Source organism: Acidovorax sp. FW305-C-20-28 (genome assembly GCF_058783375.1).
The window spans coordinates 25,574-38,175 of record NZ_JBYSYM010000026.1 but is presented as its reverse complement, the minus strand read 5'-3'; the positions used below and the strand labels follow the sequence as shown (position 1 = coordinate 38,175).

Here is a 12,602-nt window from a genome sequence, read left to right as displayed (position 1 = left end):
GCGCGCACGGCGCGGGGGTCAATCGGCGGTGATGTTCGAACGGGCTGCCACGGCACGCATGGCAGGCAACTCACGCTGGATCAGCTCGGCCGCCGCGGCGCCCGAGCTGAATGCCGGCTCCATGCCCTGTGCAGTCAGCTTGGCCTTGGTCTCGGGGTCGGCCACGGTGGCGGCCAGGGCTTTTTCGAGCCTGGCGCGCACGGCGGGCGGCAGGCCCTTGGGCGCGGCCATCACCAGCCAGGTGTCCAGGTCGATGCCGGGGTAGCCGGACTCGGCCAGCGTGGGCACGTTGGGCAGCAGCGGCGAGCGCTTGGCCGTGGTGATGGCAATGGCCTTGATCTTGCCCGTCTTGAGCTGCGGAATGGCCGCAGCCACGGTGTCCACGGTAAAGGGCACCTGCCCGCCCATCAGGTCCGTCATGGCCGGGGCGCTGCCCTTGTAGGGCACGTGCGTCATCTTCAGGCCCGTGGCCTGCAAGATGGTCTCGCCCGCGAAGTGCGATGTGGTGCCGCTGCCGAACGAGCCGTACGAATACGCGCCCGGCGCCGCCTTTACATAGTCCACGAACTGCTTGACGCTTTGCACCGGCACCTGCTGGTTGGCCAGCAGGATCAACCCCGTGCGGCCCGATATGCCGATGGGGTCGAACCCCTGCACCGGGTCGTACGGCAGGTTGCTGCGGATGGCCGGGTTCACCGTGAAGGTGGTGCCCGAGCTCAGCAGCAGCGTGTACCCGTCGGCCGGCGCCTTGCTCACATAGCCCGCGCCGATGATGGTGCCCGCGCCCGCGCGGTTCTCGATCACGATGGGCTGGCCCAGCTCCTTGCCCATGCGCAGCGCGATCACGCGGCCCAGCACATCGGTGGCGCCGCCGGGCGGGAAAGGGATCACCAGCGTCAGCGGCTTGCTGGGGAAGGCCGCTGCGTCCGCCGCACGCGCCGGCGCGCTGAACAGGGCCCCCAGCGCGGCCACCGTGGCCAGGCCGGCGAACAGGGCTGCATGCAGGCGGTGGGCACGGGCTGCGGCGGCGGGGAGCGCAACAAACATCATCGGTGTTTTCATGGACAGCATTCCTGGAGCAAGGGTGGTCATGGGTCAGGCGTCACGCAAACGCCATGCAGCCATGGTAGAAGCCCTCCCTCAGTGCAACAAGCGCAATGTTTAGAATTGTCGATTGCTGAAAACGCAATCGACAGGAAACCCCATGTCCAGCCACATACTGCAGGAGACCGCCGTCCGCTACTTCCTGGAAGTGGTGCGCGCCGGCTCGGTGAAGGACGCCGCGCTGCGCCTGAACGTGGCGCCTTCGGCCGTGAGCCGGCAGGTGGCGCGCCTGGAGCGCGAGATGGACACCCTGCTCTTCGAGCGCCAGGCGCGCGGCATGGTGCCCAATGCGGCCGGTGAATTGCTGGCCGCGCACGCCAAGCGTGCCCAGCAGGACAACGAGCGCGTGCTGGGCGACATCTCGGCCCTGCGCGGCCTGCGCAAGGGCTTTGTGCGCGTGGCCAGCGCGGCCGGGTTTGCCTACGACCTGCTGCCCTCGCTGATCGCGCGCTTCGGCGAGACCTACGAAGGCATCCGCTTCCACCTGGAGATGTGCGCCCAGAGCGAGGTGCCAGGCCGCATCCGCGACGGCGAGGCCGACATCGGCATCACCCTGAGCGGCCTGCCCGAGCCCGGCATCCGCCTGGAGCTGCGCCACCCCTGCCCGGTGCTGGCCGTCATGTCGCGCCGCCACCCGCTGGCCGCGCAGCGCCAGCTCTCGCTCAGCCAGGTGGTGGCCTACCCGCTGGCCCTGCCCACGCCGGTCAGCTCCATCCGCCAGCTGCTGGACACCAGCTGCAGCCGCCAGGGCCTGCAGTACGCCACCGCCATCACCAGCAACCACGCCGACTCGCTGGTGAGCTACGCCGCCACCGCGCCCGAGGCCATCGCCTTCTACGGCGAACTCTCGGTGCGCACCCGCCTGCAGTCGCTGGAGCTGGCCGCCATCCCCCTGCGCGACCGCGAGATGAACGAGCGCTACCTGGAGGTGCAGACCCTGGCCGGCCGCGCCCTGCCCGCCGCGGGCAAGGCCTTCGTGCAGTTTCTGACCGAGTACATCAGGGCTGGACAGTGACAGCGCGCGGATCCGGGCTACCAGGGGTATAGCTAAGCACGTCGCCCCCGCCCAGCCGCCTTGGCGCGGTAGAGCGAGGCATCGGCCCGCTCCATGAGGCCGCGCCAGCCGTCGTCGCCCGCAAAGGCCACTCCCACGCTGGCGCCGATGAGCACCCTGCGCCCGCCCAGGTCGAAGGGCTTGGCGGCGGTGGCCACGAGCTTGTCGGCCACTTGCTCGGCGGCGGCGCGGCTGGGCATGCCGCCCAGCACCACCACGAACTCGTCGCCGCCCACGCGGGCCACCAGGTCCATGGGCCGCACCAGGGCCAGAAAGCGCGCGGCCACAGCCTGCAGCAGCTGGTCGCCCACCGGGTGGCCCCAGGTGTCGTTGACGGGCTTGAAGCGGTCCAGGTCCACGTACAGCATGGCCACACCGTGGGCTTCGCCGATGGGTATGCGCTGCAGGTAGGCCTCCAGGCCCTGCCGGTTCATGAGGCCGGTGAGGCCGTCGCGCTCGCTCAGGCCGATGAGGCGCGACTCGCGCTGGCGGTGGATGGTGACGTCGTCCAGCACGGCGATGAAGCCGTCGGGCGTGCCACCCTCCGACAGGCGGGGCACGAGGGTGATGGCCATGTTGCGCTGGCGCCCACCCAGCTGCAGGTCCAGCTCGAACGTGGTGGGCTCGCCGCCCTGCGCCTTCTGGATGTGGACCATGCTGCCCTGCAGCTCCTGGATGGGCATGACCTCGCCGATCCGGTGGCCCACGATCTCGGCGCGCGAAGGGCCCACCAATTTTTCGAAGGCGGAGTTGACGAACTCGTAGCGGCCCTCGCGGTCGACCACGGCAATGACGTCGGGGATGGCCTCGGCAATGGAGCTGAGCGTGCGCTGCTGGCGAAACAGGTCGGCGCGGGCGCGCTGCTGCGCCGAGATGTCGCGCATCACGGCGGTGTAGCGCACCACCTGGCCGGTGGCGTCCTTGTGCGAGAGCACCGAGTGGTCCACCGCAATCGGCTGGCCGGCCACCAGCACGGTGCTTTCGCCCATCCACACGCCGCTCTTGTGCACCGAGGGCATGACCTCGTCGCGGTAGCGGCGCGTGGTCTCGGGCGTGTTGAAGTCGGTGAAGCGGTGCTGCGTGACGTCGTAGCCGGCGTCGTAGCCCTGGGCCTGGCGCGCGGCCGGGTTCATGTAGGTCACCTGGCCGGTGCTGTCGGCCTGCACCACGTAGTCGGGCGTGGCCTCCAGGATCTGGGTGAGCATGTGCAGTGACTCCTCGGCCCGCTTGCGGCCGGTGATGTCCTGCAGCGCACCGACCACGCGCAGCGGTGCGCCGTGCTCGTCGTACTCGGTGTTGCCGATGGCGCGCGCCCACACGCGCCGGCCGTCGGGGGTGCGCAGGGGGGCTTCGATCTCCCACTTCTGGCCGTCCTCGATGCCTTTTTCAAAGGCGGCGATGAGCCGCTCCTGCGCGCCTTCTTCGTAAAAGCCGACCACCCCGGGCAGCGTGGGCACGAAGTCGTCGTCCACGCCGTGGATGCGCCGCACCATGGGCGACCAGTGCACCGTGCTGGTGGGCAGGTCCACCGTCCAGGAGCCCACCAGGGCCAGCTCGCCGGTGCGCTGCAGCAGGTCCTGGTTGGCGCGCAGCTCGCGCTCCACTGCCTGGCGCTGGGTGGTATCGCGGATGAAGGCCGTGGCGCCGATGCCACCGGCCATGCGCAGTGGTGCGATGGACAGCTCTACCGGCAGCCGGTGCCCTTCCTTGTGCAGCGCATCCACCTCGAAGCGGCGGCGCAGCACCGGGCCTTCGCCCGTGCGCTGCAGCCGAGCCATGCCGTAGAGGTGGGCACTGCGCATCTCGGGCGGGATGATGAGCTCGTGCATGGGCCGGCCAATCGCTTCGTCATAGCTCCAGCCCAGGGTGGCCTGGGCCTGGGGGTTCCATTCTGTGATGAAGCCGCCGGGGTCGATGCTGACGAAGGCGTCCTGCGTGCTGGTGAGCATGCTTTGCAGGGTCTCGTCGCGTTCGGGCTGGCCCGGTGCGTCGCTGTGCAGTGCGCCCTTGGCCACGAGGCCGGGCACGGGGGCCAACGCTTGGCTGCCGCCCAGAGCCATGCGCGCGTCCCAGCGCGGGCGCTGGTTGGCAAAGGCGCTGTGCGTGCTGCGAATGGCGCTGGCATCGTCGAGCGTACCCGCGGCCACCTCGACCACGCCGGGCTTTGCATCCTCCAGGCGAAACAGCTGGCTGCCGCACTCGGGGCACAGCTGGCGAGCCCCGTGGTCGGACGAGCGCCAGGTGTGCATCGCGCCATAGACGCGCAGGGTCGCCTGGTCGCCCTCCACCCAGGCCATGCCAGCGCCGCCGGAGGCCCTGCGGCAGGTTTCGCAGTAGCAGACCGCGGCCTCCAGCTCGCGCGCATGCACGGCGTATTCGACACGCCGGCAAGCGCAGTGGCCTCTCAATACAACGGGAGCCGTCCTCATACGCAACCTTTGTCCCAGGGGCGGGGATCGACGCAAACGGCCCTGCGCGGCGCGGGTCCGTGGTGGGAAGGTAACCGGTCTTGCCGCCCGGCCTTGTAGGACAGCTCCTATCCGGGCCGACTGTAACGCGTTGGTGCCGCATGGCAAGCGGGCAATGTCAGTGCGTGGTGGCCACGGCGGCGATTGCCGATACGGCAATCCAGGGTTCGAAAATCTGTGCCACGCGGCGCGGCTTTTGCAAGGCCGGACCCGCACAATAATCACCCCATGGAAACCATTGTTCTCGGCGCCGGCATGGTCGGCGTCAGCACCGCCCTGGCGCTGCAGCAGCGCGGCCACGCTGTGACCCTCGTCGACCGCAAGGCCCCGGGCCAGGAGACCTCGTACGGCAATGCCGGCATCATCCAGCGCGAGGCCGTGCAGCCCTATGCCTTTCCGCGCAACATCGCCACGCTGGCCCGCATTGCCACGGGCCTGAGCAACGACGCCCACTACCACTGGGGCGCCCTGCTGCGCCTGGCGCCGCAGCTGCTGGGCTACTGGGCCGCCTCGGCGCCCGCGCGCTATGCGCCCATCGCCCAGGCCTACGGCCGCCTGATCGCACACTGCCTGACCGAGCACAGCGGCTGGATCGAAGCGGCCGGCGCCGCCGACCTGGTGCACCGGCAAGGCTGGATGCAGCTGTACCGCAGCGCCCCGGTGTTCGGCGCGGCCGCCACGCAGGCCCGCACCACCGCGGCCGCGCACGGCCTGGCCTGCCAGGTGCTGGACAGCGCCGCCCTGGCCGCCGCCCAGCCCGTGCTGCAGATGCCGCTGGCTGGCGCCGTGCACTGGCAGGACCCGTGGAGCGTGCGCGACCCCGGCGAGCTGGTGGCGCGCTACGCGCGGCTGTTCGTGCAGCGCGGCGGGCAACTGGCCACGGGCGATGCGATGGCACTACAGCAGGAGGGCAGCGGCTGGGCCGTGCAAACCAGCGCCGGCCCTGTCACCGCGCAGCACGCCGTCATCGCCCTGGGCCCCTGGGCCGGCGCGCTCACCACGCGCCTGGGTTACCGCCTGCCCCTGTTCAGCAAGCGCGGCTACCACCGCCACTTTGCCGGCGGCCCCACGCTGACCATGCCGGCGCTGGACATCGAGCGCGGCGTGATGCTGGCGCCCATGGCGCGCGGCCTGCGCCTGACCACCGGGGCCGAGTTCGCGCTGCTGGACGCCCCCGCCACCCCGGTGCAACTGCGCCGGGCCGAGCAGTCCACGCGCGAGCTGCTGCCCCTGGGCCAGCCCGTGGAGGCAACACCCTGGCTGGGCGCCCGCCCCTGCACCGCCGACATGCTGCCCGTGCTGGGCAAGGCGCCACGCCACGCGGGCCTGTGGTTCAACTTCGGCCATGCCCACCAGGGCTTCACCCTGGGTCCCGTCACCGGCCGGCTGGTGGCTGAGCTGGTCAGCGGCGAGGCGCCGTTCATGGACCCGGCGCCGTACCTGGCGCAGCGGTTTTTGTAACAGCGACGGCCGCGCACGCGGCACCCGTCCTTACCCATCGCCGCGTCCGACAAGGCTCTCGGCGGTGGAGCCTGCCTGCATCACCCATATTGGCGATTGTGGTGATCGCTCCATTGCCTTGAAATCAAGAAACCAATGGATACAAGTGTGTCCGCATGGACACATGCGTCTCACGCGTATTTTTCTGTTTGTCCTTCGCTGTCTGCTGGCCACCACAACCCCAAGAAACCACGCCAGCGCCAACCCGAACCACCACCATGAAGCCCACCCGCACACTCCAGCAAATCGCCGCAGCCACTGCCATCGCAGTCGCCAGCCTGGGCGCCGCCAGCCCCGCATGGGCCGACATCACCGCATCGGCAACCACCAGCGGTTCGGCCACCGCCTACACCCTGGTGGCCCGCATCACACCCGATGCACAGTACGTGGGCCGCGGCAAGCTGTATTTCGTGGTGCTGCATGGCTCGCAGATCTACGTGCTGTCGGAAACGCGTGGCTTCATCCCGTTTACCAGCGGCGAGCCTGTGGAGTACCGCACCATCACCCAGGCCACCGAGACCATCACCGTACAGGGCTGGAACACCACGGCACAGGCCGGTGCCTCGATCTTCGTGGGCTATGGCTCCGACGTGACGGACATGATCAGCAACGGCAAGTTCAAGCTGGTTGCCACGCTGCCGGCGGCACCTGCACCTGCACCTGCACCTGCGCCCGCGCCAGCCCCCGCTCCGGCACCGGCGCCCGCCCCGGCGCCAGCCCCCAGTACCTCCCATGCGGCACACAATGGCACGTACATGTGCTATGACGGCTATGGCCGCTCGGGCTCGGTCACCGCCACCTTCACGGCAAGCCGGGCCGTGATCGACACCACACGGTTGTCGACCATTCCAGACTACACGTACAACCTGCCGGTCACCAATCTGGTCTATGAACCCGGTGTCACGTTCTACACCAACCTGAGTTTTCCGCTTCGGATAGTGGGCCTGGACCTGACGCGCCGAACCACGCATTCGCTGGTGATTGCCTACCAGGCCAGTACGTACAGCGCCGAGATTTCCTACGCCTGCACCAAGCGCTGACTTGCGTTTCGCGCATTTTTCTTTTTGCCTTTCACCACCGGCAGGCCACCACAACTCCAAGAAACCCATGCCGGCGCAACCCCGACTCACCACCACCATGCTCCTCACCCGTACCTTCAAGAAAATTGCCGCAGCTACCGTCGTCATCACCAGCCTCGGCGCCGCGACTCCCGTGTGGGCCGACATCACTGCCTCGGCCACTGGCAGCGGCTCGACCAGCGCCTACACCCTGGTCGCCCGCATCACGCCCGACGCGCAATACGTGGGCCGCGGCAAGCTGTACTTCGTGATGCTGCACGGTTCGCAGATCTATGTGCTGTCCGAAACGCGCGGCTTTGTCCCCTACACCGGCGGCGAGCCCGAGGCCTACCGCAGCATCGCCCAGGCCAACGAGACCATCACCGTGCAGGGCTGGAACACCACGGCCCAGGCCGGCGCCTCGATCTTCGTGGGCTATGGCAGCGATGTGACGGACATGATCAGCAACGGCAAATTCAAGCTGGTGGCCACGCTGCCGACGGCACCTGCGCCAACGCCCACGCCACCCGTGGTGACCAACCCTTATGCGGTGCACAACGGCAGCTACATGTGCTACGACCAGTACGGGCGCTCGGGCTCCGTCACCGCCTCGTTCACCGCCACCACCACAGTGGTCGACACCACCCGGCTGACGACGATTCCCGTGTACTCGTACAACCTTTCGCTGAGCACCGGCGTGGCCGAGCCTGGCTACAAGATCTACGCAAGCACGAGCCTGCCGCTCAAACTGGTCATGCTCAAGCTGTCCGGTGGCGAATACAGCCTGGCGATCGGCTACCAGGCCACCGCCTACAGCACCCAGATTGCCTACGCCTGCAACAAGCTCTGAAGCGGTGCTGCAAACGCAAGCAACAGTGCCCTGCGGCAAAGCGCCGCAGGCACGAAAAAGCGCTTGCGGCTACTTTGTTTCAACGCTGGGCAGACAGGCCCGCGACACCCGCTACGGGCTATACATTCACCGCCGCCCCGTCCACCGCCCAGCGGCATTGCGCCATCCAGGTGGGCAGCGCGGGGTCGCGCACCACGGGCGCCAGGGCGCGCAGCGTGGTGTTCATCTGACTGTCGAACCAGTGCAGCTTCTGCTCCTTGAACTGGATGGACGACAGTGCCTGCAGCACCAGCTTGCCGCCCTCTTCCACCGGCAGCGGCAGCGCCGCGTTGAACGCCATCTCCAGCGACGGGTGCTCGCGCACCAGCTCCTGCAGAAAGGCGCAGGCCCCGTCGACGGCCTGCGCATGCCGCGCGTAGAAGGCCGGGCTCATCTCCTGGGCGCCCAGGAACTTGGCGACGCCCGCCAGCGACTCGAAGGGGGTGGGCAGGCGGTTGGGGGTGGTGGGGGGCGGTGTGGGCATGGTGGCAGTCGGCTGGGCTGGGGGTGGCAACGGCAACAGAGCGCAGGCGCCATCATGGCGGGCGCGCCATGTCCACAGTATGCGCCTGCCGCGTACGCGTGGCGCACAATGCACCATGCGCGCCTGCCCACTGCAGCGCCTGTCTCCACGTAAACCCCAGGCAACGCCACCGCGTTGAATGGGATGCAACCGGACACTGCCATGCTCCCTACCTTGCGCACCCTTGTGGTCAGCACCGCCCTGGCACTGGGCCTGGGCGCCGCGCCCGCGTTCGCCCAGATCACCACGGTGGCCACCACCATCAGCGGCACCACGCAGGCGCTGAACTTCGCCGTCAGCGTGAGCCCCGAGTCACGCTTTCTCGGCCAGGGCAAGCTGTACTTCGTGCTGCTGCACAACGGCCAGTTCTATTTGTTGTCGGAGACGCGTGGCTTCGTACCCTATACGGGCGGCGAGATCCCCGAGTACCGCACCATGCGCCAGCCCACCGAGACCATCGCCGTGAATGGCTGGAACATCCGGGCGCAGTTGGGCGCAGCCGTCTTCGTGGGCTACGGCACCGACTTCTTCGAAATGCTGGCCAACGGCCGCTACCGCCAAGTGGCCACCCTGGCGGAGTACCCCATTCCCCCCGGGGGAGGAGACGCCTACGCGGCCTACAGCGGCGCCTACCTGTGCACCAGCGACACGGGCGCCAGCTACAACGCCAGCGCCACCGTCACGGCATCGCAGGCGGTGGTGGATACCTCGCGCATCACCGCCATCCCGGCGCCCAGCGTCAGCCTGCCCTTCGATGGCCTGGGCAGCAGCGGCGACCGCATCTACGCCAACCGCGGCTTTCCTCTGTACCTGGTGTCGCTGGATACGGCCGTCGGCGCCCGCTACCCACTGGCCCTGGCCTACCAGGCCAGCGACTACAGCGCCTCGTACATCTACCTGTGCGCCCGGCGCTGAGAGCCCCCCGCCCCGCCCAAGGCCTCGCAGGCCCATCACGGAGTGCCCCGATCTGGGGCGCGCAATGCACCGTCCAGCGCCGCCCGGCGACCGCCCGTCGGCGCGCAGCGCCATGTCGTGACATTTGGTTTCGCGCCACAGTGCGCGCGGCACCCCGGTGATAGATTCGCGCCTCGCTCGGCCCTGCGCCTGAGCAATGCACCCGGCGCCCGTCGCCCTTCCATCACCGTTCTCCAATCCGACACCCCATGGCTACCGTATCCGACCTGCAGAACATGCGCTTTTCCGGCAACGCCCAGGCTGACGCCTTGTTGGGCGGCGTGCCCGCCTGGAATTTCTGGCCCGACGGCCGCAAGGTGATCTACTACACCTTCGACGCGGGCGCAGGCAGCGAGGCAGCCAAGAGCTCGGGCAGCGCGGTCACGGCCTTCAACGCAGCGCAAAAGCAGTCTGCCAAGCAGATCCTGGCGCACGCCTCCGCAGTCACCGGCATCACCTTCACCGAGGTATCCACCTCAGCCCAGGCCGACCTGCACTTCGCCGCCACCAACCTGCAGGGCCCATCCACCGCCGGGCTGGCATCGTCAGGCTACAACTATGGCTACACCGTACCCGGGAACGTGATCACCTCGCTGAACGCCGAGGCCGTGGTCTACCTGGACAACGTGGAGCACGTTGGCATCAACAACAACCCCACCGCCGGCGGCGCCGGCTACGAAGTGCTGCTGCACGAGGTGGGGCATGCGCTGGGCCTGTCGCATCCCTTCGACTCCGCGCGCCCCCTGCCCGCGGGCCAGGACAACACCAACAACACCGTCATGTCGTACACGCATGCCGGCCCCAACAAGACCACCTTCCAGGCCTACGACCTGCTCGCGCTGGACTGGCTCTACGGCCGCGATGGCCTGGGCGGCACCTACGGCTTCAACTCCACCAAGGGCCCCACGCTGACCTTTGACACGGCGCCCGCGCCGGCACCGGCGCCAGCACCCGCCCCCGGCCCAGCCCCGGCACCTTCCCCCACACCTGCCCCGGCCCCCAAGCCACCGGCACCCGCCCCCGCACCGACACCCACGCCCCCCAAACCGGTGCCAACGCCCAGCAGCCCCAACCTGCCTGACGGCACCCAGGGCACGGCCGACGCAGACCTGTTCAACAGCAAGCCCGCCAACGAAACCTTCACGGGGGCGGCTGGGGTGGACACGCTGGTCACCCATGGCCCTCGCGGCGGCTATACGCTGCAGCCCCTGCCCGGCGGCGGTTGGCAGTTGAACGACAAGGGTGCCGGCCATGACGGCCTGGACACCCTGCAGCAAATCGAGCGCGTGCGCTTCTCCGACCACTCGGTGGCCCTGGACCTGAATGGCACAGCCGGCACCGCCGCGCGCCTCATCAGCACCCTGCTGGGCTCCGACGCGCTGAAGAACCGCGACCTGGTAGGCGCCGTGATCCGCGTGGTGGACGAATCGGGCGCCACGCCCCAGCAATTGGCCGAACTGGGCCTCGCTGCCGTGGCAGGCGCCTCTGCCACGCCCGAGCAGGTGGTGGCCCTGCTGTACGCCAACCTGTTCGGCACCGCAGCCGACTCCGCTACCGTACAGAACCTGGCGGGCCTGCTCAAATCGGGCAGCTATACGGGCGCGTCGCTGACCTGGGCCGTAGCCAACTCGGACCTTACCGCCAGCAAGATCAACCTGGTAGGGCTGAGCCAGGTGGGGCTGGAGTACGTCTGAGGGCACAGCGCTTCCATCCCTTATGAGCGGCGCGCGCAGCAAGGCGGGGCACATCCTTGCGCGCGCTTCGTCGCAGACTCCGGCTCGCTGCGACGGCAGGTGGCACCATCAACAGCAGCACACCAGGGGCAGAAACGACCCCCACCTATGCACGGCTACGCATAGGTTCGCGGCAGTATCCGGGTGATGCAAATCACCACCACACGCATTTGTAAGGCCTGTCCTACAAATTACAGGCAGCGGGCGATGTAACATGTGGTTTCATATCCCCGACCCTGTACGGTCGGCGAAACCTCCACCCCATGGCACCCCGCGTGACTACGCTGCACACCCACTACGACAACCTGAAGGTGGCGCGCGATGCGTCGCCGGCAGCGATCGACGCTGCCTACCAGGCCATGGTGCGCAGGTTCGGCCCGGCCAGCCGCCCGGGCGATCCCCAGGCCGCGCGCAAGATGGCCATTGTCGACACCTCGTACGCCGTGCTGTCCAACCCGCACCAGCGCGCACTGCACGACCTGTGGGTGGACCAGAACGATGACGAGGACGCCGCAGCCGCACTGCGCCGCCCCCCGCCGCCAAGCATTCCCCCGCTCTGGATGCACAGCGAAGTCCCGCAGCACTACCACCAATCGCGGCCGCTGCCCCTGCATGCGCCCGAGCCCCCGGCGCGCCCGCGCCCCCGCCATCGCCGCTCCACCCTGCCGCCAAAGCAGCTTGCCACCCCCAGCTCGCACATGGAGCGCAACTGGAGCCTCTACGCCCTGGGTGCCGTGGTGGCCTGCCTGGCCCTGGTCACGGCCGTGCCCAAGTCTTTCCTGGACGATGACCCGGCGGCCACCGGCCCCGGAGCTGCGTCCTCCGGCCCGCTGCGCGGTTTTTCCGTGCCGGTGTTCTTTGCCACGCCCCGCTACACCCGCCCCGCCACCGCACCCAACGGCCGGCCCTGGCCCGAGGGTGCCGGCTATGTGGACGGCTACCCGCTCCTGGGCGGAGACGGCGAGGGCAGCCTCACCGTGGACAACAGCAACAACGACTCGGACGCCTTCGTCAAGCTGGTCTCGCAAGACGGCGGCCAGCCCCAGGTCGTGCGCCACATCTACGTGCCCGCCTTCCAGCGCTTCACCGTGGACCGGCTGGCCCCCGGCCAATACGACCTGCGCTACCGCAACCTGGCCAGCGGCTCCCTGGCCCGCACCCCCCCCGTCACCGTGGCGGCAGCGCGCCCACCGGCCGCCGATGCGGACACTGCAGTGGCAGTCGCTGGCGACCTCACCGTGGCGCTGTTCAAGGAACCCCAGGGCAAGCTGCCGGCACTGCGGCTGGCCGAAAAAGAGTTCTTCTGAGCCCTTGCCAAG

At 68.9% G+C, this 12,602-nt stretch carries 10 protein-coding genes; 7 read left to right on the top strand and 3 right to left on the bottom strand.

Going from position 1 to position 12,602, the window contains the following annotated elements:
- Nucleotides 1-18: 18 nt before the first annotated feature.
- Nucleotides 19-1,062: a Bug family tripartite tricarboxylate transporter substrate binding protein gene (locus AC3WOH_RS25380; RefSeq protein WP_492232108.1), complete on the bottom strand. Its 1,044-nt coding sequence runs from the start codon at nt 1,060-1,062 to the stop codon at nt 19-21.
- A 142-nt stretch (nt 1,063-1,204) separates the two neighbouring features.
- On the opposite strand from AC3WOH_RS25380, the gene AC3WOH_RS25375 reads away from it, so the two are divergent.
- On the top strand, nt 1,205-2,119 hold the full coding sequence (locus AC3WOH_RS25375; protein WP_492232107.1) for a LysR family transcriptional regulator: 915 nt from the start codon (nt 1,205-1,207) through the stop codon (nt 2,117-2,119).
- 32 nt (nt 2,120-2,151) lie between these two features.
- Here AC3WOH_RS25375 and AC3WOH_RS25370 read toward each other — a convergent pair whose 3' ends face one another.
- Complete coding sequence (locus AC3WOH_RS25370) at nt 2,152-4,587, bottom strand: PAS domain S-box protein (protein WP_492232106.1); 2,436 nt, start codon at nt 4,585-4,587, stop codon at nt 2,152-2,154.
- Between the two features lie 267 nt (nt 4,588-4,854).
- Between AC3WOH_RS25370 and AC3WOH_RS25365 the strand changes: the two genes are divergently transcribed.
- The 3 genes from AC3WOH_RS25365 (at nt 4,855) to AC3WOH_RS25355 (ending at nt 8,034) form a co-directional block, all read left to right on the top strand.
- Nucleotides 4,855-6,087 (top strand): NAD(P)/FAD-dependent oxidoreductase, encoded by a 1,233-nt coding sequence (locus AC3WOH_RS25365; RefSeq protein ID WP_492232105.1) that lies wholly within the window; start codon nt 4,855-4,857, stop codon nt 6,085-6,087.
- Between the two features lie 257 nt (nt 6,088-6,344).
- Nucleotides 6,345-7,166, top strand: coding sequence for a hypothetical protein (locus AC3WOH_RS25360; RefSeq protein ID WP_492232104.1), 822 nt, complete (start codon nt 6,345-6,347; stop codon nt 7,164-7,166).
- Between the two features lie 97 nt (nt 7,167-7,263).
- Entirely contained in the window at nt 7,264-8,034 is a 771-nt protein-coding gene (locus AC3WOH_RS25355; RefSeq protein WP_492232103.1) for a hypothetical protein, read from the top strand.
- 118 nt (nt 8,035-8,152) lie between these two features.
- On the opposite strand, the gene AC3WOH_RS25350 is transcribed toward AC3WOH_RS25355, so the two are convergent.
- Nucleotides 8,153-8,557, bottom strand: coding sequence for a hypothetical protein (locus AC3WOH_RS25350; protein ID WP_492232102.1), 405 nt, complete (start codon nt 8,555-8,557; stop codon nt 8,153-8,155).
- A 201-nt stretch (nt 8,558-8,758) separates the two neighbouring features.
- On the opposite strand from AC3WOH_RS25350, the gene AC3WOH_RS25345 reads away from it, so the two are divergent.
- The 3 genes from AC3WOH_RS25345 to AC3WOH_RS25335 all read left to right on the top strand — a co-directional run bounded on the left by AC3WOH_RS25345 (nt 8,759) and on the right by AC3WOH_RS25335 (nt 12,590).
- Entirely contained in the window at nt 8,759-9,511 is a 753-nt protein-coding gene (locus AC3WOH_RS25345) for a hypothetical protein (RefSeq protein WP_492232101.1), read from the top strand.
- A gap of 248 nt (nt 9,512-9,759) precedes the next feature.
- Nucleotides 9,760-11,244, top strand: a complete 1,485-nt coding sequence (locus AC3WOH_RS25340; protein ID WP_492232100.1) for a M12 family metallo-peptidase — start codon at nt 9,760-9,762, stop codon at nt 11,242-11,244.
- 302 nt (nt 11,245-11,546) lie between these two features.
- On the top strand, nt 11,547-12,590 hold the full coding sequence (locus tag AC3WOH_RS25335) for a J domain-containing protein (RefSeq protein ID WP_492232099.1): 1,044 nt from the start codon (nt 11,547-11,549) through the stop codon (nt 12,588-12,590).
- Nucleotides 12,591-12,602: the final 12 nt, after the last annotated feature.

Coding starts and splice junctions, on each gene's coding strand:
- AC3WOH_RS25380 (WP_492232108.1), bottom strand. CDS start 1,062: ATGAAAACACCGATGATGTTTGTTGCGCTCCCCGCCGCCGCAGCCCGT.
- AC3WOH_RS25375 (WP_492232107.1), top strand. CDS start 1,205: ATGTCCAGCCACATACTGCAGGAGACCGCCGTCCGCTACTTCCTGGAA.
- AC3WOH_RS25370 (WP_492232106.1), bottom strand. CDS start 4,587: ATGAGGACGGCTCCCGTTGTATTGAGAGGCCACTGCGCTTGCCGGCGT.
- AC3WOH_RS25365 (WP_492232105.1), top strand. CDS start 4,855: ATGGAAACCATTGTTCTCGGCGCCGGCATGGTCGGCGTCAGCACCGCC.
- AC3WOH_RS25360 (WP_492232104.1), top strand. CDS start 6,345: ATGAAGCCCACCCGCACACTCCAGCAAATCGCCGCAGCCACTGCCATC.
- AC3WOH_RS25355 (WP_492232103.1), top strand. CDS start 7,264: ATGCTCCTCACCCGTACCTTCAAGAAAATTGCCGCAGCTACCGTCGTC.
- AC3WOH_RS25350 (WP_492232102.1), bottom strand. CDS start 8,557: ATGCCCACACCGCCCCCCACCACCCCCAACCGCCTGCCCACCCCCTTC.
- AC3WOH_RS25345 (WP_492232101.1), top strand. CDS start 8,759: ATGCTCCCTACCTTGCGCACCCTTGTGGTCAGCACCGCCCTGGCACTG.
- AC3WOH_RS25340 (WP_492232100.1), top strand. CDS start 9,760: ATGGCTACCGTATCCGACCTGCAGAACATGCGCTTTTCCGGCAACGCC.
- AC3WOH_RS25335 (WP_492232099.1), top strand. CDS start 11,547: ATGGCACCCCGCGTGACTACGCTGCACACCCACTACGACAACCTGAAG.